Genomic DNA, 20,218 nt, shown 5'->3' on the forward strand with positions numbered 1-20,218 from the left:
GCAAGCAGGTCTCACATGCGCTCGATGAGGGTCGCGACGCCCATGCCGCCGCCGATGCAGAGGGTGACCACGGCCCGGCGGGCCTGGCGGCGCTCCAGCTCGTCGACCATCGTGCCGAGGATCATCGCCCCGGTCGCGCCGAGCGGGTGGCCCATGGCGATGGCACCGCCGTTCACGTTGAGCTTCTCGTCCGGGATGTGGAGCTTCTTCTGGTAGTTCAGCACGACCGACGCGAACGCCTCGTTCAGCTCGAACAGGTCGACGTCCTCGACCGAGAGGCCGGTCTTCGCGAGCAGCTTCTCCGTGGCCGGGATCGGGCCGGTGAGCATGATCGTCGAGTCGGCGCCGGAGGTGGCGGTGGCGACGATGCGGGCGCGCGGCGTGAGGCCCATGTCCTTGCCCGCCTGTTCCGAGCCGACGAGCACCAGCGCGGCGCCGTCGACGATGCCGGAGGAGTTGCCGGCGTGGTGCACGTGGTTGATCTTCTCGACGTAGTGGTACTTCTGCAGCGCCACCGCGTCGAAGCCACCCACCTCACCGACCGCGGCGAACGACGGCGGCAGCTTGCCCAGGCTCTCCACAGTGGACTCGGGGCGCATGTGCTCGTCGTTGTCCAGCACCGTGAGGCCGTTCTGGTCGACCACCGGGATGATCGAGTTCGCGAAGTAGCCGTTGCTCGTGGCCTTGGCCGCGAGCTGCTGGCTGCGGACCGCGTAGGCGTCGACGTCCTCGCGGGAGAAGCCCTCGATCGTCGCGATCAGGTCGGCGCCGATGCCCTGCGGCACGAAGTAGGTGTCGTAGGCGGTGGCGGGGTCCATGGCCCATGCGCCGCCGTCGGTGCCCATGCCGACGCGCGACATCGACTCGACACCGCCGCCGATGACGACCTCGTCCCAGCCGGAGGCGACCTTCTGGGCCGCGATGTTCACGGCCTCGAGCCCCGAGGCGCAGAAGCGGTTGAGCTGCACGCCCCCGACCGTGTCCGACAGCCCGGCCGCGATGGCGGCGGTCTTCGCGATGTCGCTGCCCTGGTCACCGATGGGGGTGACCACGCCGAGCAGCAGATCGGAGACCCGGTCCACGTCCAGCGTGGGGTTGCGCTTGCGGAGCTCGTCGATCAGGCCGACGACGAGCGAGATCGGCTTGGTGCCATGTAGCGACCCGGTCTTCTTGCCCCGGCCGCGCGGGGTGCGGATCGCGTCGTAGACGAAAGCTTCGGTAGCCACGCTAGGGGTCCTCTCGAGTGCTAATGCTGATTAACATGTTGGCACCGGATCCGTGGTTGTCAACGTGGTGTACCTCTTTGGGGGTGTGACTCGCGCCCCAGCCACCGCGAGGCCGAGGTGGCGGTCATCCGGCTAATGGGTGTTAACTTGTCGAGCCGAGTTGGCACGTTGTCAACAGAGCGGGCATTCGCTAGCTTTGGCCGGCGATGGCCCATTTGGAGGAACCCACCGTGGCGGAGACTTCCCGGCCGCCTGTGAGGCGACCACGCAACCGCAAGGCGCAGCTGGCCGACGCGGCAGCAGAGCTGTTCCGCAAACACGGGTACCACCAGGTCGGCGTGAACGACATCGCGAAGGCCGCGGGCGTGACGGGCCCTGCCGTCTACCGGCACTTCCAGGGCAAACAGGACATCCTCGCGCATGTGCTGCTGTCGGGCATGGACACGTTCGGCCTGGTCACGGAGCGGGCCCTCGCCACTCCCGGCACGCCGGCCGACCAGCTGAACGCCCTGCTGCGCGCGGTCGCGGCGCTGGCCGTGGACCGCAGGGAGATCACCGCCCTGTGGCGCTGGGAGGGCCGTCACCTCGCCCGCGAGGACCGGACCAAGATCCGCCACCGGGGCACGGAGCTGATCACGCAGTGGGCCATCGCGCTGTGCGACGTGCGCCCGGACCTGTCCCCGGCCGACGCCGAGCTGCTCGGCTGGGCGACACTGTCGGTGTACGGGAGCGTGTCGGTGCACCACGTGAGCCCGCCCCGGCGCCGGTTCGAGGAGCTGCTCACCCGGCTCGCGACCGCTGTCACGTCGTGGCAGGCGAGCGACCTCTCGGTGCCCGACCCGCCCGCCGGGAAACTGCCGGGCAGGCAGCCGCAGCCCGGGGTGGCGGGTTCCCGCAGGGAGGAGCTGCTGACGGCCGCGTTGACGCTGTTCCGGGAGCGCGGCTACGCGGCGGTGAGCATGGAGGACATCGGCGCAATGGCCGGCATGGCCGGGCCGAGCATCTACCGGTACTTCCCCGGCAAGGCGGCGATCCTCGTGGCAGGCGGGTACCGGATGGCCGACCGGCTGACGCAGGACGCCGAGAAGGCGCTGTCGCTGCCGCCGCGCGAGGCGCTGCGGTCGCTGGCCGAGTCGTACGTCGACACGGTGCTGCGCTCGGACAACATCATGGCGAACTTCGTCACCGAGCTGGGGAACCTGCCGGAGCGGGACCGCAAGGAGCTGGTCCGCCTGCAGCGGGCGTACGTGGCCGAGTGGATCCGCCAGCTGCGTGCCGAGTCCGAGCTGACCGACCAGGAGGCGAAGGTCGTCGTGCACGCGGCACTGACGATCGTGAACGACCTCGCCCGCACGCCCCGGCTGCTGAACAGGCCGAGGATCGCGGCCGAGCTGATCGAGTTGGCCGTAGCCGTGCTCAACGCCGGGAGGTAGCCATGCCCACCGATCTTCGGGCTCCGTTCGAGGTGGAGGAGAACGCGTTCGACCGGTGGCTGATGGACAGGGAGTGGCGGCGGAGGAACCTGTCCACTCCGCCGCCCGGCCTGAAGCCGGTCTCGGGCGACCCGGGGCTGCCGCTGCTCGGACACGGCGTGGAGATGCTGCGGCTCGGCATGAACTACGGGGCGAGGCGGTACAGCACGCACGGCCCCGTGTCGTGGCTGAGCGCGTTCGGCGTGAAGATGGTGTCGGCGTCGGGGCCGGACGCCACGCAGGAGGTGTTCGCCAACCGGGACAAGGCGTACTCGCAGCAGGGCTGGGAGTACTTCATCGGCCCGTTCTTCACCAGGGGCCTGATGCTGCTGGACTTCGAGGAGCACCTCCACCACCGGCGGATCATGCAGCTGGCGTTCACGTCCGAGCGCCTGTCCGGGTACATGGCGCAGGTCGGCGACGTGGTCGGGTCGAGCGTGTCGCGGTGGGCGCCGCGTGACGGCTTCCCGGTCTACCCGGCGCTGAAGCAGCTGACGCTGGACGTGGCGACCAAGGTCTTCATGGCGTCGTCGCTCGGCGGGAGCCAGTCGGACCGGCTGAACAAGGCGTTCGTGGCCACGGTCAGGGCCGGCACGTCGCTGATGCGGGTGCCGGTCCCCGGCGGTCGCTGGGCGGCGGGGCTGCAGGGCCGCAAGGTGCTGGAGGACTACTTCCGCCGCGGCGTGCCCGCCAAGCGCACGTCGGACTCCGACGACCTGTTCGCCGCCCTGTGCCACGCGCGCACCGACGAAGGCGAGATGTTCTCCGACGACGACGTCGTGAACCACATGATCTTCCTGATGATGGCCGCGCACGACACGTCGACCATCGCGACGTCCGCGCTGGTGTACTACCTCGGCAAGAACCCGGAGTGGCAGGACAGGGTCCGCGCCGAGTCGCTGGCGCTGGGCGACGAACCGCTGACCGTGCCGTTGCTGAACGAGCTGCCGACACTGGACCTGGTGCTGAAGGAGTCGATGCGCCTCGTGCCGCCGGTCCCGTGGACGGTCCGCAAGACGGTGAAGGAGACCGAGCTGCTGGGTCACCACCTGCCCGAGGGTGTCTACGTGACGACGCTGGCGTGGCTGAACCACCTGCTGCCGGAGTACTGGACGGACCCCCACCGCTTCGACCCACTGCGTTTCTCGGCGGAACGCAGGGAGGACAAGTCACACCGCTTCGCGTACCTGCCCTTCGGCGGCGGGGTGCACAAGTGCATCGGCATGCACTTCGGGACCTACGAGGTGAAGACCATCGTCCACGAGCTGGTCCGCCGCTTCGAGTGGACCGTCCCGGCGGACTACCGCGTCCAGTGGGACCCGACGGCGCTGCCGATGCCGAAGGACGGCCTGCCGATCGGCATCAGACGCCGCTAACGACGTGCGTCGGCGTCTCCGCTGTGCACGGTGCCGGCGGTCTCGTGGCGCCCGCCGTCCTGGCCGCGGAAGGGGACGGTCTCGGTCGCGGGCAGCGACACGAGCCGCTCGGCCAGCCGCTTGGTCGCGTCGGCGTACTCCTCGATGGACAGCGAGACGGACCCGGTGACCACGAACGGTGCGACGACGGCCATCCCGGAGCAGAAGAGCGTGCCGTGGGTGAGGGAGAACAGCACCTCGTCGAGCCCCCCGTGTCTGCCGCGGGACCCGGTGGCGACGGCGTTCGCCCCGAGGGTGGTGACGACCATGGCCCGCTTGCCCGCGAGCCCGCACCGCCGGGCCTCCGGGTTGTCGACGCCCTGGGCGGACAACCGGTCGAACCATCCCTTGAGGATGGCCGGCATCCCGAACCACCACAGGGGGAACTGCACGACGAGCGTGTCGGCCCAGCTGACCTTGTCGTGCTCGGCACAGATGTCGGCGCGCGGTGAGCCGCCCTCGAGCGCGTGGCGCCGCGCGCGGGGATCGTGGTCGCGGTTCCCGTGGCGGACGACGGGGTCCCAGTTCATCGCGTAGAGGTCGGACTCACGGACCTCGTGCCCGTGCTCCCGCAGGACGGCCACGCCCCGGTCCCGCAGGGCCCCGTCGAGTGACCGGGGATCCGGATGCGCGTAGATCCACAGAACTCGCATGGCGGAGGGGATACCCGCCCAGTGCGGGTTCTAAGCCGCCCGCGAGATCCGCCGCCCGACGAACCGGAGCACTTCGGGCATGACGCGCAGGAAGTAGTTCTCCTCGTGCCCGCCGGGTCCGAAGGCCACGACCTCTGGCGACGCGCGCTCGACGAGTTCTTCGGCGGCGGAAGCGAAGGGATCGTCGTTCCCGCACCAAACCCCGAGGGGCACAGGGAGAATGTCCTTGGTGTGCCGCAGGGGTTCGTTGGCCGCCCACTGCTGCTCGTCCCGGAAGACGTCGCGTCTCTTGGCGTCTGACCAGGTCTGGAACAGTGCCGGCCCCACGACGGCGACCGCGCGGAGATCGGTCTCCCGAGCCAGCCGCAGGGTGCCGAAGGCCCCCATGGAGATCCCGAACCCGGCGGCGGGCGCGGGAAGTCCCAGGCGGTCGAGCCAGTCGGGAACCTCGTCGAGGAGCATCCGCAGGGGATCGTCCCCTGCGTTCCGTGCGACGAAGTACGAGTCCCCACCGTCGACAGCGACCATGGCGAACGGCGAGGTGCCCTCCTGCGCGGCGGCTGTGAGGAAGTGGGGGACCCCCAGGTCGAGGAACGAGTTGGCTCCGGCGCCCCGCCCGTGCAGGGCGAGACAGACGGGCAGGTCGGAGGGCGCACCGGCCGGCCGCATGACGATGAGGTCGACGTCACGCCCTCGGGCGGCTGACCGCACCCGATCGACCTGAACGGGGCCGGGCGGCGCGTCGGGTATGCGCCCGTCGGGCCCGTTCAACCCGAGAATCCCTCTCAGCCGAGCCCCGCCTGGCAGGACGTCGGCCAACGCCCCCGCCCCGGCAGCGGCCACCACCCCGAGCCCGCCGACCAGGACGGCACGTCGAGACAAGAGTTTCCCCATATGCCATGGACGCACCGGCTCCCCGGCCGGTTGCGGACACGAGTTGAGCGTCGCCTGGTTGCGGGTCCCCGGCGCGGAAGCGATCAGCGCCGTCGTGGGTGTCGACGATACCGGAGTCAACTTCGCCGGCCACGCCTGGTAACGCTCCGAAGGACATTTGGCAAATCACAGAGGACTGAGTCATACTCTATGATCGAGCAAATCCCGGATTAGGACAGTGTTGATCGCGGGACTTGAGGGAATGTTTGAGATTGTAGCGGATCGGGGTGGGTTTGTCAAAGGACATGTACGGTTCAGAATTGCGGGCGGAACGCGACCACATCGCATTCCTCTACTCCCGGCTGGACACAGAACGATCGACCGCCACCACCCGGCTCGACGGGGTCCTGATCGACAGCTCGGCGGAGACCACAGAGGCCCTCTGGGAACGAGATGTGGCCGCGACCACGCTGTCCAGGCGCATCGGCCTCCTGCGGGTCGCCGACAACGGGCTCTGCTTCGGCAGGCTCGACCACGCCGACGGCAATCCCGCCACCACCTACATCGGCCGAATTGGGCTCTTCGACGAGGACAACGACTACGAACCCCTGCTCACCGACTGGCGCGCCCCGGTAGCCCGGCCATTTTACGTGGCCACCGCCGCCAATCCGGAAGGGGTCACCCGTCGGCGCCATTTCCGTACCCGTGGGCGGCGTATTCTGTCATTTCACGACGACGTTCTCGCGCACGGAGTCGCGGACAGTGACGAGGTGCTGCTCGCCGCTCTCAACGCACCCCGGTCGGACACGATGGGTGACATCGTCGCCACGATCCAGGCCGAGCAGGACGAGATCATCCGGCTCGGACGCACCGGCGTCGTGGTCATCGACGGCGGTCCCGGCACCGGCAAGACGGTCGTCGCCCTGCACCGGGTCGCCTACCTGCTCTACACGCACCGTGAGCGCATGTCCCGCCGTGGCGTCCTCATCATCGGGCCCAACACGGGATTCCTCCGCTACATCGGCGGCGTGCTGCCCTCCCTCGGCGAGACCGACGTGGTGTTCGCCACTCCTGGCGAGCTTCTCCCGGACGTCAAGACCCGAACACCCGACCCGGACCGCGAGGTCAAGGGCAGCCTCGCGATGGTCGACCTCATCCAGGCGGCCGTCGCCAACCGGCAGGAGCTGCCCCTGACGCCCATCGAGATCGAGCTGGACGACGTCACCGTCGAGCTGGACGAGTTCGTCGCGGGCAAGGCACGCGAGCGGGCGCGGACGGCCGGCCGCCTGCACAACCGCGCCCAGGAGATCTTCCGTGACGCGTTGATCCTCGCGCTGGCGGAACAGGCCGTCGACCGGATCGGCCAGGGCTGGCTCAACGCACGCGAGACACCCGACCTGGCCGGCGACCTTGCCGCGGACGTCCGCCGCGAGCTGATCTCCAGCGAGGCGCTCGAGGCGGCCGTCGAGCTGCTGTGGCCGCGGCTGTCGCCCCGGCGGCTGCTCGCCGACCTCTACACCTCCGAGGAGCGGCTCAAGGCGATCGGCGCCCCACCGTCGTTCCACCGCGAGCGTGGTGACGCGTGGACCGTCTCCGACGTGCCACTGCTCGACGAGGCCGCGGAGCTGCTCGGCGCGTACGAGTCCGACGAGGAGGCCGAGCAGACGCAACGCGAGCAGGAGGCCTACGCCAGGGGCGTGCTCGACATCCTCGACACCGAGGAGGACCCCGACGGCGAGCTGCTGCGTGCCGTCGACATCCTCGATCCGACCCAGCTGGCCGAGCGCCAGGAGGAACGCGACCACCGTTCACTCGCGGAACGCGCCGCCGCCGACCGGGAGTGGACCTACGGCCACGTGGTGGTCGACGAGGCGCAGGAACTGTCCGAGATGGACTGGCGGGCGCTGATGCGCCGCTGCCCCAGCCGTTCCATGACGATCGTCGGCGACCTCGCCCAGCGTGAGTCGCCCGCGGGCGCCCGGTCGTGGGCCGCGATGCTCGACGAGTACGTGCCGAGGCGGTGGACCTACCGGCAGCTGACGATCAACTACCGCATGCCCGCCGAGATCATGGACGTCGCGTCCTCCCTACTGTCCACCATGGACTCCGCGGTGCAGCCGCCGAAGTCCGTGCGGTCGACGGGAGTTCACCCGTGGTCGCGCCACACGACAGACGAGAACCTGGCGCGGACCGTGACCGAGATGGTCGCGCGCATGGAGGAGGAGATCGGCGAGGGCACGGTCGCGGTCATCGCGCCGGACGGCTCGACGCTCAACGTGGACGCGCTGCTCCTGCCGCCGAGGGCCACCAAGGGCCTCGAGTTCGACGGCGTGATCATCGTCGAGCCGGTCGAGATCATGACCGGGCAGGCAGGCGCGGCGGACCTGTACGTGGCGCTCACCCGTGCCACGCAACGGCTCGGCGTCGTGCACACCAGGCCGCTGCCCGACTGCCTGCTGCTGCTGGACGACGTCACGCCGTAGGTCGGTCCCCGTCGGCGAGTGTCTCGGCCAGCATCGCGGCCCACTGGTCGAGCACGCGGCGTCTGCGGCGGCCGTCGTCGCTGAGGAGGTTCGCGAGGCCGAGGCCGCGACCCAGGTCGAGGGTGGCCTGGACGGCCTCGCGGACTCCCGGCCTCGACTCGTCCGCACCCAGCAGCTCGACCACCACGCGGTGCGACTCGCGGCCGACCTGGGCCTCCAGGCCGATCACCCGCTCACGCAGCCGTTCGTCCGACGACGCCGCCACCCACACGTTGATGGCCGCGCGGAACAGCGGGCTCGTGTACATGCGGCCGATCAGCGTCACGACCTCGCGGGTGCGTGCCAGGCCCACCGGCAGGTCGACGGCGTGGGAGCGCAGCACCGCGAGCCGCTGCGCCGACACGTACTCGACCGCCGAGGTGACCAGGTCCTCCCTCGTCGGGAAGTGGTGCTGGGCCGCGCCACGCGAGACGCCCGCCCGCTCGGCGACCACCGCGACCGTGCTGCCCGCGAAGCCCTGCTCGGCTATGCACTCGATGGCCGCCTCCAGGAGCCGCTGCCGGGTCGCACGGCTGCGGTCCTGCTGCGGCTCGCGAAGGATCTCGGTGCTCCGGCCACCAAAACGCACTGAAGGACTCCTTCCTGACGCTGGCCGCACTGAAGGACGCCTTCAGTGCATTGGACGCGGCACTAGTAGGACTTCGGCAGACCGAGGCTGTTCTGCGCGACGTAGTTGAGGATCATCTCCCGGCTGACCGGCGCGATCCTGTTCACACGGGCGGCGGCGACGAGCGCGCCGAGGCCGTACTCGGCGGTCATGCCGTTCCCGCCGTGGACCTGCACCGCGGTGTCCACTGCCTTGATGGACGCCTCCGCCGCCGCGAACTTCGCCATGTTCGCGGCCTCGCCCGCACCGACGTCGTCGCCGGAGTCGTAGAGCGCGGCGGCCTTCTGGGTCATGACCTTCGCCAGCTCCAGCTGGATCCTGGCCTCCGCCAACGGGTGCGCGACGCCCTGGTGCGCGCCGATGGGCGCGTTCCACACCGTCCTGGTCTTCGCGTACTCGACACCCTTGCCCAGCGCGTAGCGGCCCATGCCGATCGCGAAGGACGCGGCCATGATGCGTTCCGGGTTCAGGCCCGCGAACAGCGCGGGCAGCGCGGCGTCCTGCGAGCCGACCAGCGCGTCGGCCGGCAGGCGCACGTCGTCGAGGAACAGCATGAACTGCTTGTCCGGCGACACGATGTCCATCTCGATGGGCTGCCACTCGAAACCCGGCGCGTCGGTCGGCACGATGAACAGCGCGGGCCGCAGCTTGCCGGTCCGCGCGTCCTCCGAGCGGCCCACCACCATGACCGCGGCGGCCTCGTCCACGCCGGAGATGAACACCTTGCGGCCGTTGAGAATCCACTCGTCGCCGTCGCGGCGCGCGGTCGTGGTGATCTCGTGCGAGTTGGAACCCGCGTCCGGCTCGGTGATCGCGAACGCCATGCGCAGCGAGCCGTCGGCGAAGCGGGGCAGCCAGCCCTGCTTCTGGTCGGCAGTGCCGAAGCGGCTGATGATCGTCGCGCAGATGGCCGGTGACACGACCATGAGCAGCAGGCCACAGCCCGCCGCGGCGAGTTCCTCCGCCACCGCGGCGAGGTCACCGATGTTGCCGCCACCGCCGCCGTACTCCTCGGGCACGTTCACGCCGAGGTAGCCGAGCTTGCCCGCCTCGTCCCACAGCTCCGCGGACTTCTCCCCGCCGCGTGCCTTGCGCAGGAACCACTCGCCGCCGTAGCGCCTGCCGAGGTCGGCGACCGCCGACCGCAACGCCTGCCGCTCCTCGGACTCGGTGAACCCGGTCATTGTTGCTCCTCCTCTGCGCTCACGACGGCCAGCACCCGCCCGACCTCGACCTGGTCACCCGCGCCGACACCCAGCTCGGTGACCACGCCGTCGGCAGGCGCGTCGATCTGGTGCTGCATCTTCATGGCCTCCAACCACAGCAGCGGCTGGCCCTTGACGACCCGGTCCCCCGCCGCGACCGCGACCCGCACGACCGTGCCCGGCATGGGTGCGAGAAGTGAACCCGCCGCGACCTGGGTGGCCGGGTCGGCGAACCGGGGGACCTCGGTCAACGCGACCGAGCCCGTCGCCGTGCTCACGTACGAGACTCCCTGGTACCGCGAGACGTCGAACCGCCGCAGCAGCCCGTCCACGTCCAGCACCACCTCGTCCGGCCTTACCTCGACGACGCGCACGCCGTCGTGGCCCACCAGACCGTCCCTGCCGAGCCGGTAGGTGATGTCGTGTTCGGTGTCGCCCACGAGGAAGCGTTTGCGTTGCGGTGCGGCGACAACGTTGCGCCAGCCGCTGGGCATCCTGCCGAGGACCCGCGCACCGGCCCGGTTCGCGGCGCCGTCGGCGAGTGCGGCGGCCAGTGCGGCGAGCCGGACGGTGTCCGGTGTGGCCAGTGGGGTCGCGAGTTCGGCCAGCCCGTGGCGGTCGAAGAACGCGGTGTCCGTGTCACCGGCCAGGAACGCGGGATGGGTGAGAACGTTCACCAGCAGGTCGCGGTTCGTCGTGACGCCGTGGACCTTCGCCCGGGTCAGCGTCGACGCGAGTGCACGCGCGGCCACGTCCCTGCTCGGTGCCACGGAGATCACCTTGGCCAGCATCGGGTCGTAGTGCGGGCTCACGACCGTCCCACTGTCCACACCGGAGTCGAGCCGGATGCCGGCACCGAGTGGGACGGCGAACGTCGTGGCGACGTTCGGCACCTCGAAGCGGTGCAGTGTGCCGCTGTGCGGGCGCCAGTCCGCGGCGGGGTCCTCGGCGTAGAGCCGGACCTCGATCGCGTGCCCCTGCGCAGGCGGCGGGTCCGCGGGCAGCGGACGGCCTTCCGCGACGCCCAGCTGCAGCCCGACGAGGTCGAGACCGGTGACGCACTCGGTGACCGGGTGCTCGACCTGCAGCCGGGTGTTCATCTCCAGGAAGTAGAACCGGCCGGCGTCGTCGGCGAGGAACTCCACCGTGCCGGCGCCGACGTAGGCGATCGCCCTGGCCGCGGCGCGGGCCGCGCCGAACAGTTCCTCGCGCATCCCGGGGATCCGCTCGACCAGCGGGGACGGCGACTCCTCGATGATCTTCTGGTGCCTGCGCTGGATCGAGCACTCGCGTTCGCCGACCGCCCAGACCGTGCCGTGCTGGTCGCACATGACCTGGACCTCGATGTGGCGCCCGGTCGCGAGGTAGGGCTCGACGAACACCGTGTCGTCGCCGAACGCGGACGCGGCCTCCGCGCGGGCGTCCGCCAGCCGCGCGGAGAGGTCGTCGAGGGAGTTCACGACACGCATGCCGCGGCCCCCACCACCCGCCGACGCCTTGACCAGCACCGGGAGGTCCTTGTCGGAGAGGGACTCCGGGTCCAGTCCGGTGAGGACCGGCACGCCCGCCTCGGCCATCAGGCGCTTGGACTCGATCTTGGAGCCCATCTGGTCGATGGCCTCCGGCGGCGGCCCGACCCACGTCAGCCCCGCCTTGACGACCGCGCGGGCGAACTCCGCGTTCTCCGACAGGAAGCCGTAGCCGGGGTGCACGGCGTCGGCACCGGACACCCGGGCCGCGTCGACGATCAGGTCGGCCCGGAGGTAGGTGTCGGCAGGCGAGGCACCCGGCAGGCGCACGGCCGCGTCGGCCTCGCGGACGTGGGGTACGTCGGCATCCGCGTCGGAGTACACGGCCACGGTCGCGATGCCGAGCGTGCGGCAGGTCCGGAACACGCGCCGGGCGATCTCGCCCCGGTTCGCGACGAGCAGCGTGGTGATCATCGCCGTCACATCCGGAAGACGCCGAAGCCGTCGGCGCCCCTGATCGGTCCGTTGTGGATGGTCGAGAGGCAGATCCCCAGCACCGTGCGGGTGTCGCGCGGGTCGATGATGCCGTCGTCGTAGAGCATGCCGGACAGGAACATCGGTAGCGACTCCGCCTCGATCTGGTTCTCCACCATGGTCCGCATCGCGGCGTCGTGCTCCTCGTTGTACTCCTGGCCACGGCCCGCCGCGGCCTGTCTCGCCACCATGGACAGCACGCCCGCGAGCTGCTGCGGCCCCATGACCGCAGACTTGGCGCTGGGCCAGGCGAACAGGAAGCGCGGGTCGTAGGCCCGGCCGCACATGCCGTAGTGCCCGGCGCCGTAGGAGGCGCCCATGAGGATCGAGACGTGCGGCACCTTCGAGTTCGACACCGCGTTGATCATCATGGCGCCGTGCTTGATGATGCCGCCCTGCTCGTACTCCTTGCCGACCATGTAGCCGGTCGTGTTGTGCAGGAACAGCAGCGGCGTGTCGATCTGGTTGGCCAGCTGGATGAACTGGGCGGCCTTCTGCGACTCCTCGCTGAACAGCACCCCCCGCGCGTTGGCGAGGATGCCGACCGGGTAGCCGTGGACCCGCGCCCACCCGGTCACGAGGCTGGTGCCGTACAGCGGTTTGAACTCGTCGAAGTCCGAGTCGTCGACCACGCGGGCGATGACGTCCCTCGGGTCGAACGGCACCTTGAGGTCGGTCGGCACGATGCCGAGCAGTTCCTCGGCGTCGTAGAGGGGTTCGCCGTAGTCCCGCGCCGGTTCGGGGCCGAGCTTGCGCCAGTTGAGCCGCGCGATGATCCGCCTGCCGATCCGGATGGCGTCCTCCTCGTCGGCGGCGAGGTAGTCGGCGAGACCCGAGGTGCGGGCGTGCATCTCCGCGCCACCGAGCGACTCGTCGTCGGACTCCTCACCCGTCGCCATCTTCACGAGCGGCGGGCCGCCGAGGAACACCTTCGCGCGGTTCTCGACCATGACCACGTAGTCGGACATGCCGGGGAGGTACGCGCCGCCTGCCGTGGAGTTGCCGAACACCAGCGCTACGGTCGGGCAGCCCGCCGAGGAGGCCCTCGTGAGGTCGCGGAAGATCCGGCCACCCGGGATGAAGATCTCCTTCTGCGTCGGGAGATCCGCACCGCCCGACTCGACGAGGTTCACCACCGGCAGCCGGTTCTGCGCGGCGATGTCCGCGGCACGGAAGCTCTTCCTGGTGCTCCAGGGGTTGCTGGAGCCACCCTTGACGGTGGGGTCGCTGCCGCTGACCAGGCACTCGACGCCCTCGATGACGCCGATGCCGGTGACCACGCTGGCGCCGACCGCGTAGTCGCTGCCCCACGCGGCGAGTGGCGACAGCTCCAGGAACGGCGAGTCGGGGTCGAGCAGCAGCTCGATCCGTTCGCGGATCAGGAGCTTGCCGCGCCTGCGGTGCCGCTCGACGTACTTCTCACCACCGCCCGCGACGGCCTTCGCGTGCTCGGCGTCGATCTCGACGAGCTTCGCGAGCATCGCGTCGCGGTTGACCGCGAAGCCTGCCGACTTCGGATCGACGGTGGACCTGATCGTTGTCATGAGGCGTGGTATCCCAGCACTTTTGCCGCCAGTCCGGTGAGGATCTCGTTGGTGCCGCCGCCGATACCCAGGATGCGCACGTCCCGGTAGTGACGTTCCACTTCGGACTCTCTCATGTAGCCCAGGCCGCCGTGCAGCTGGACCGCCTCGCTGACCACCCACTCGGCGGTCTCGACGGCCGTGTTCTTCGCGAAGCAGGCCTCGGCGACCACCGGCTCCCCTGCCAGGTGCCGGACCGCGACACTCCGCGCATAGGTGCGGGCGACGTCGACCCGGCGGGTCATCTCGGTGAGCTTGTGCTGCACCACCTGCCGGGAGATCAGCGGGCGGCCGAACGTCTCACGTAGGCGGCACCACTCGACGGTCAGGTCCAGTGCGCGTTGCGCGGTGGCGTACCCCTGCACGGCAAGCGCGAGCCGTTCGGTGACGAAGTGGGTGGCCACCTGGGCGAACCCGGTACCCTCCGCACCGACCAGGTTCGCCGCGGGCACCCGGACATCCACATAGGACAGCTCGGCCGTGTCCGAGCAGTGCCACCCCATCTTGTCGAGCTTGCGGGTGACGGTGAAGCCGGGCGTGCCCTGCTCGACGACCAGCAGCGACAGCCCGTGCGCCCCAGGGCCACCGGTGCGGACGACCGTGGTGACGAAGTCGGCGCGGCAGCCCGAGGTGATGAAGGTCTTGGCACCGTTGACGAGGTAGTAGTCACCCTCACGCCTCGCCGTGGTGCGGAGGTTCGCCACGTCCGAGCCGCCGTCGGGCTCGGTGACGGCCAGCGAGCCGATCTTCTCGCCGGCGAGCGTGGGCTTCACCCACCGTTCGAGGTGTTCCGGGTCGCCCGCGGTCACGATGTGCGGCAACGCGATCCCGGACGTGAACAGGGAAGCCACGAGACCGCCCGAGCCGCCGGCGTAGTGGATCTCCTCGGTGACGGTCGTCGCGTCGACGAGGTCGCCGCCACCGCCACCCGCGCTCTCCGGGAAGGCGACGCCGAGCAGCCCCAGCTCGCCCGCCTTCCGGTGCAGTTCACGCGGAAGCTCGCCGGCACGTTCCCACTCGTCGAGGTGTGGGTTTACCTCTTTCTCGACAAAGCGCCGTGTCGTCTCACGGAGCGCCTGCCGCTCGGGTGTCCTGAATGGATCTGTCACAGCAGCGCCTCGGGGATGTCCACGAGGCGCGACCGCAGCCACTCGCCGAGGGACTTGGCCTGCGGGTCGAACCGGGTCGACGCGGCGACCCCCTGTCCGAGCAGGCCGTGGAGGACGAAGTTGACCGCGAGAAGGTTGGGCAGCGGGTGCCGCTCGATGTCGAGGTCCTTGGCCTCCGGCAACAGCTCCCGGAGGCGGTCGACGGACAGCTCGCCCGCGAGCCACGCGTAGGCGGCCGAGTCGCGGACCCACACACCGAGGTTCGCGTCGCCGCCCTTGTCGCCGGAGCGTGCGCCGACGATCGTCCCGAGCGGGACGCGCCGCGTCTTCGCACTGGAGACCGGCTCCGCCTCTGCGGCGGGTGTCTCCGGCGGGACGGCGGTCACGGGTGGCGAGTCGACCATCTTCCTTGTCCCGTCGGGCAGGACGGCGGCGTGGAGCACGGCCTCCTGCGGCACGTACCTGGCACGGTAGACGCCGACCGGGGTGCCTTCCCCGGGTGGGGCGGTGACCGTGAAGCCGGGGTAGGAGGCGAGGGCCAGCTCGACAGCCGCTCGCGAGAACGCCTTGGCCCGCTTGGGATCCGGGGTGCGGATCGCGGCGTGCAGGAGCGCGCTCGCGGTCTCCTCGGTGTCCGCGTCGGGGTGGTCGGTGCGGGCCAGTGTCCACTCCAGACCGTCCGCGCCGACGGCGTCCGCCAGCTGTCGCTTCGCCAGGGCCGCCTTCGCGTCGATATCCAGTCCACAAAGGACGAACGTCATGCTGTTGCGGAACCCGTCGAGGGTGTTCACGCAGACCTTGAGCGTGTCCGGCGGGGCCTCGCCCCTCACCCCGCTCACCGCGACCCGGTCCTTGTCCTGCTGCGTCAGGGTGATCGTGTCGAACCGGCTGGTCACGTCCGGGCCGAGGTACCGCGGACCGCCGATCTCGTAGAGGAGCTGGGCCTTCACGGTGTCGACGGTGACCGCGCCGCCCGTGCCGTCGTGCTTGGTGATCACGGCCGAGCCGTCCGCGTCGATCTCCGCGATCGGGAAGCCGGGGTGGCCGAGGTCCGGGATCTCCGTGAAGAAGGCGAAGTTGCCGCCTGTGGCCTGGGTGCCGCACTCGATGACGTGCCCCGCGACGGTCGCCCCGGCGAGCGCGTCGAAGTCGGTCGGGCCCCAGCCGAAATGCGCCGCTGCCGGACCGACGACGAGGGAGGCGTCGGTGACCCGCCCGGTGACCACGACGTCGGCGCCCGCGTTCAGGCACTCGACGATGCCCCAGCAACCGAGGTAGGCGTTCGCGGTGAGCGCGCCGTCGAAACCCTGTTCCAGGAGGTCGTCTCCCTCGACGTGGGCGACCTTCACGTTCGGGTTCAGCGCGCGGATGGCATCGGCGAGGCCCGCGGGGTTGAGCCCACCCGCGTTGGTGACGATCCTGACGCCCTTCTCCAGCGCAAGGTCGAGCGTGTCCTCCAGCTGGCGGAGGAACGTGCGGGCGTAGCCGCGGCTCGCGTCCTTCAGCTTGTCGCGCCCGAGGATCAGCATGGTCAGCTCGGCCAGGTAGTCGCCGGTGAGGTAGTCGAGCGGACCCCCGGTGAGCATCTGCCGCATGGCGGAGAGCCGGTCCCCGTAGAAACCGGACGAGTTCCCGATCCGCACCGTCATCCTCGGCTGCCCATCTCCCTGCCTGGTCCGGGGGGACCGGCGAACGCCTGAGCGATGGTCAGCCACTCGTTGGCGTCCTCGCCGACCGCGACCAGTGCGGTGTCGGCGCGGTGCACCCGTTGGGTGACCAGCAGGCAGAACTCGTGTGCGGTGCCCGTGACCCGCTGCGTCGCGCCCTCCGGTCCCCACGTCCACAGCTCGCCGTCCGGGCCGAGCAGCTCGATGCGGAACTCCTCCTCGGGCGCCTGCCTGCCCCTCGTCAGGAACGCGAAGTTCCTCGTCCGCACCCCGATGTGGGCGACGTGCCGCAGCCGGGCGGTCGGGGTGCGGACGACGCCGAGCGCGTCCGCGACGTCCTGGCCGTGGGCCCACGTTTCCATCAGCCGCGCGGTGACCATCGACGCCACGGACATCGGCGGTCCGTACCACGGCAACTTCGTGCCGGGCGGCAGGTCGAGCAGTGTCGTCGCCAGCTTGTCGCGGGCGGAGCGCCACCAGTCCAGCAGGTGCGTCTGGTCGGCGACCCGCGCGGACTCCCTGTCGACGATCGAGTCCAGGTTGTCCTCGGCGATGTAGCTCGCCATCTCGGCCTTGAACCCGTCCGGATCGGTCGCCGAGAGCAGCGCGCGTTCGTCCGTCCACGCCAGGTGCGCGATCTGGTGGGTGATTGTCCAGCCCACTGCCGGTGTCGGACGCGACCATCCGTCCGGGGGAAGGTCCCGGACCAGGGCGTCGATCTCGTCACCCTCCGCACGCAGATCCGCCACAAGAGGAGTCAGCTCAACCACGTGCTCACCCTCGCACGCACGACGCAATCAAGCAAGCATGCTTGTTTTTGTCACTGGCGCAGCCCGCCACGCCTCCGCTGCCAGTCCGTCACGGCGTCGCAGCCCGCCGAGATCTCCTCGTCGAGGTGCGCGAGCTGGGCGTTCACGACCTCCTCGCCGAGCAGCTCCCTGGCGAGGTCAGACTCGGCCAGAGCCTGCCGCGCCTCCCACGGTGTGGTGGGCAGCACGGTCGGCTCTGGCGGGGTGAGGCCCGACTCGATGCCCCACCGGCCCGCCGCGAGGACCGCCGCGACGACCAGGTGTGGCTGCGCGTCCGCACCGGCGAACCGGACCTCGGCACGCGTCGAGCTGCCCGTCCCGGCCACGCGGACCGCCGCCGTCCGGTCGTCGACACCCCACCGGACCACCCGGGGCGAGAAGGGCGCCGTGCGCAGCCGAACGTAGGAGTTCCAGGTCGGCGCCCAGAACGGGGTGAGGCCCGGTGCCGCACGCATCACGCCCGCGACGAAGTGCTCCAGCTGCGTGGCGGTCCACGGACCGTCCTGGGTGGACAGCGAGACGTGCACGTGGCACGAGCTGCCCTCGCCGGGCCGCTCGGCCGCGAGGTAGCCGGCCACCACGCCGTGGCTCGCGGCCGTGCGTCGCACGACCAACTGTTGCAGCATCGCGTCGTCGCAGGCGGCGAGGGCGTCCCGGTGGCCGAGCACCAGCTCCGCCTGCCCCGGATGGCACTCGCCACGCACCGACTCGACGTCGAGCCCGTCGACCGCGGCCCGGATCGCGTCGAGCAGCGGGCGCAGCGGGTCGAGGCCGCCCACGGCGTAGTCGAGGCCACTCCGGGTCACCGGGGTGCCGTCCTCCCGGGTGAACGTGACCTCGTGCTCGAGGCCGATCGATGGCACCAGGCCGAGCCGCTCGGCCGCCTCCACCTGCCTGCGCAGCACCGTCCTGGGCGCGATGTCGACGGCCCGGCCGTCCGGCCACTCGGCGTCGCACACCACGAACCAGGTGCCGTCGGCGTCCGGGGCCAGCGTGGCGAGGTCCGGCCGGAGCCGCAGGTCGCCGTAGGGCCCGGTGTAGGGGCCGAACACGGGTGCGTCGACCGCCTCGCGCTCGGGGTTCCAGGCGAACGCGTAGGTGCAGAGGCCGTAGCCGTCGGACAGGACCGTGTCGGCGAAGAACCGCGCCCCGACCGACACCGCGGCGAAGCGGGCGTGCGGGTCGGGCACCAGGAGGGTCACGGCACGCACGCCGCCGCTGTGGATCTGTGACCGCAGCTCCGCGGCGAGGTTGACCGCGGCCTCCGCGCGGGCGGCGAGCGTGCGCGGGCCGCGTGGTCTGGTGTGGACGATCACCACCTGCCGTCCGAGTCCGGTGCGGCGAGGGGGTTGATGGCGCGGCCGAAGCGGACGTCGAACTCGTCGTCGCGCTCGACCTTGTCGAAGCCCTGGCCCGCCAGGTGTTCCCGGTTGAGCGTGACGCGCTCGACGTCCGGCGCGAACAGCCGGCACGCGTCGAACCGCGCGGCGCTCTCCGGGTGCTCGTCGCGGTAGCGGCGCACGATCTCCCTGACCTGGTCCCACAGCGCGGCACGCGGGTGGTCGAGGTCATCGAGCAGGACCTCGGCGAGGAACCGGAGCTGGCCCGCGAACACCGAGCTGAACAGCGACTGCGCGAGCAGGTGCGGCGCCCACCGCAGCATGTCCGCGTTCGCCTCCGGCGCGAGCGTGGCGTACTCGGGGAAGTCCTCGTCCATCAGGTCGACGCCCTGCGCGAAGTCCTTGATCGCGACGCGCAGCGGCAGCCCGCGCTCGTCGGTGACGAGGATCAGGTTCTGGCCGTGCGGGCAGAAGCCGACGCCGTAGCGCAGCAGCCAGTGCAGCAACGGGGTGAGGAACAGGTCGAGCCAGGCCGCGAGCCACTCCCCGGTGTCCACACCGGACTCGCGGATCAGCCGGGTGATCACCGCCTCGCCGTCCGGGCCCCGGTAGGGCAGCGCGGCGAACGAGAGCGCCCGCTCCCCCGGCCCGACACGGGTGCGCAGCGGCTCGCGCCACAGCGCGCCGAGCGTCTCGTGGAACCGGTAGGGCAGCTCCGGCAGCCTGCCGAACAGCGGGTGCTTCACCGAGACGCTCGCGACCTCGCCGAGCAGCTCGAACCGGTACTCCTTGTCCAGCAGCGGATCGGCGGCGCTGACCGCCCGCAGCCAGGTGGTGACGGCAGGCGCGGCGAGCGTCGCCGCCTCGGCCAGTCCCCGGTACACCAACGTGTTGCGGACCGACACGGCGGTCTTCACGTCACGCCGCGTCGGGTGGCTCACGTTGGCCAGGGTGCGGATGGTCTGGTGCGGCACGTAGTGGTCGTCGCTCTCACCGAGCGGGACCACCGTGCCCTCGGCCAGTTCCCCCGCGTAGAGCGTGCCGAGGATCTCGTCTGCCTGCCACGGGTGCACCGGGACCAGCACGAAGTCGTCGGGATTGGCCAGTGCGGCACGAAAGTCCGCCAGACGGTCGCCGAGTTCCTCGTCCAGGAGCCGGTCGCGGCTCAGCCCGTCGACGCAGCGGAACTCGGCGAAGTCACGGTGTACCGCGAACCACCTGACCGGGAAGGTGCTGTGTGCCTCGGGTGCGTACGCGTCGCGGTCGCGGGCGGAGAAGCCGACGCGGCCCTTGTTCAGCACCAGGCGGGGATGTCCGGTCAGGTGGCCGTCGGCCTGGTCGTAGTCCATCGCGACCAGCTCGGTCGCGGTGGGTGCCGCGGCGAGCCTGGCGGCCTCGTTGGTGACCGTCGCGGTCAGCTCGGCCAGCACGTCCGCGAGCCGCAACCCGGTCAGGCCAAGGCTTTCCCGCGCGTCGACGACGAGGGTGCGCGGATCCCACGCCGGCTCGCCGTCACGCCTGGCGCTGTCGGGTTCGACGTGCCACGACTCGAACGCACCCCGCCGCGCCCGGAACCGGTAGGACACGCCGCCGGGTAACGAGAGTAAGTACCCGTCCCCCTGCACGACAGGCTGGAGCATTCCCTCGTAGCTCAGCTCGCCGAGCATCTTGTGGGTGATCAAGGCACCGGCGTGCCGCCATGCCGTTCCCATG

15 protein-coding genes are annotated in these 20,218 nt (G+C 70.6%); 3 read left to right on the forward strand and 12 right to left on the reverse strand.

The window, feature by feature from the left end; translation table 11 throughout:
* Positions 1-11 precede the first annotated feature (11 nt).
* Positions 12-1,226, reverse strand: a complete 1,215-nt coding sequence (locus tag CLV71_RS10020) for an acetyl-CoA C-acetyltransferase (RefSeq protein ID WP_133902358.1) — start codon at positions 1,224-1,226, stop codon at positions 12-14.
* Positions 1,227-1,480: 254 nt separating this feature from the next.
* On the opposite strand from CLV71_RS10020, the gene CLV71_RS10025 reads away from it, so the two are divergent.
* Together CLV71_RS10025 and CLV71_RS10030 are read left to right on the forward strand one after the other, a co-directional pair.
* Positions 1,481-2,659, forward strand: coding sequence for a TetR/AcrR family transcriptional regulator (locus CLV71_RS10025; protein ID WP_243866331.1), 1,179 nt, complete (start codon positions 1,481-1,483; stop codon positions 2,657-2,659).
* A gap of 2 nt (positions 2,660-2,661) precedes the next feature.
* Entirely contained in the window at positions 2,662-4,074 is a 1,413-nt protein-coding gene (locus tag CLV71_RS10030; protein WP_133902360.1) for a cytochrome P450, read from the forward strand.
* Here the strand turns inward: CLV71_RS10030 and CLV71_RS10035 are convergent.
* Together CLV71_RS10035 and CLV71_RS10040 are read right to left on the reverse strand one after the other, a co-directional pair.
* Positions 4,071-4,766, reverse strand: coding sequence for an NAD(P)H-dependent oxidoreductase (locus CLV71_RS10035; RefSeq protein ID WP_133902361.1), 696 nt, complete (start codon positions 4,764-4,766; stop codon positions 4,071-4,073). The two genes, CLV71_RS10030 and CLV71_RS10035, sit on opposite strands and share 4 nt — an antisense overlap.
* Before the next feature lie 30 nt (positions 4,767-4,796).
* Positions 4,797-5,648 (reverse strand): alpha/beta hydrolase, encoded by an 852-nt coding sequence (locus tag CLV71_RS10040; protein WP_243866333.1) that lies wholly within the window; start codon positions 5,646-5,648, stop codon positions 4,797-4,799.
* Positions 5,649-5,944: 296 nt separating this feature from the next.
* Between CLV71_RS10040 and CLV71_RS10045 the strand changes: the two genes are divergently transcribed.
* Positions 5,945-8,122, forward strand: a complete 2,178-nt coding sequence (locus tag CLV71_RS10045) for a helicase domain-containing protein (RefSeq protein WP_133902363.1) — start codon at positions 5,945-5,947, stop codon at positions 8,120-8,122.
* Here CLV71_RS10045 and CLV71_RS10050 read toward each other — a convergent pair.
* The 9 genes from CLV71_RS10050 to CLV71_RS10090 form a co-directional block, all read right to left on the reverse strand.
* Positions 8,112-8,723 carry a TetR/AcrR family transcriptional regulator gene (locus tag CLV71_RS10050; protein ID WP_133902567.1) on the reverse strand — a complete coding sequence of 204 codons (612 nt, stop codon included), beginning with the start codon at positions 8,721-8,723 and terminating at the stop codon, positions 8,112-8,114. The genes CLV71_RS10045 and CLV71_RS10050 overlap by 11 nt on opposite strands.
* A gap of 89 nt (positions 8,724-8,812) precedes the next feature.
* Entirely contained in the window at positions 8,813-9,973 is a 1,161-nt protein-coding gene (locus CLV71_RS10055; protein WP_133902364.1) for an acyl-CoA dehydrogenase family protein, read from the reverse strand.
* Positions 9,970-11,937: an acetyl/propionyl/methylcrotonyl-CoA carboxylase subunit alpha gene (locus CLV71_RS10060; RefSeq protein WP_133902365.1), complete on the reverse strand. Its 1,968-nt coding sequence runs from the start codon at positions 11,935-11,937 to the stop codon at positions 9,970-9,972. Before CLV71_RS10060 ends, CLV71_RS10055 begins: the two co-directional genes overlap by 4 nt.
* A gap of 5 nt (positions 11,938-11,942) precedes the next feature.
* On the reverse strand, positions 11,943-13,541 hold the full coding sequence (locus tag CLV71_RS10065) for an acyl-CoA carboxylase subunit beta (protein WP_133902366.1): 1,599 nt from the start codon (positions 13,539-13,541) through the stop codon (positions 11,943-11,945).
* Positions 13,538-14,689, reverse strand: a complete 1,152-nt coding sequence (locus CLV71_RS10070) for an acyl-CoA dehydrogenase family protein (protein WP_133902367.1) — start codon at positions 14,687-14,689, stop codon at positions 13,538-13,540. The genes CLV71_RS10065 and CLV71_RS10070 overlap by 4 nt, the downstream gene beginning before the upstream one ends.
* Positions 14,686-16,338, reverse strand: a complete 1,653-nt coding sequence (locus CLV71_RS10075) for an acyclic terpene utilization AtuA family protein (protein WP_133902368.1) — start codon at positions 16,336-16,338, stop codon at positions 14,686-14,688. Before CLV71_RS10075 ends, CLV71_RS10070 begins: the two co-directional genes overlap by 4 nt.
* Positions 16,335-17,126, reverse strand: coding sequence for a TIGR03084 family metal-binding protein (locus CLV71_RS10080; RefSeq protein ID WP_133902369.1), 792 nt, complete (start codon positions 17,124-17,126; stop codon positions 16,335-16,337). Before CLV71_RS10080 ends, CLV71_RS10075 begins: the two co-directional genes overlap by 4 nt.
* 50 nt (positions 17,127-17,176) lie before the next feature.
* Entirely contained in the window at positions 17,177-18,481 is a 1,305-nt protein-coding gene (locus tag CLV71_RS10085) for a glutamine synthetase (RefSeq protein WP_166664038.1), read from the reverse strand.
* Entirely contained in the window at positions 18,478-20,217 is a 1,740-nt protein-coding gene (locus CLV71_RS10090) for an IucA/IucC family protein (protein ID WP_133902370.1), read from the reverse strand. Before CLV71_RS10090 ends, CLV71_RS10085 begins: the two co-directional genes overlap by 4 nt.
* Position 20,218: the final 1 nt, after the last annotated feature.

It is taken from the genome of Actinophytocola oryzae (genome assembly GCF_004364325.1).
GTDB lineage: Bacteria > Actinomycetota > Actinomycetes > Mycobacteriales > Pseudonocardiaceae > Actinophytocola > Actinophytocola oryzae.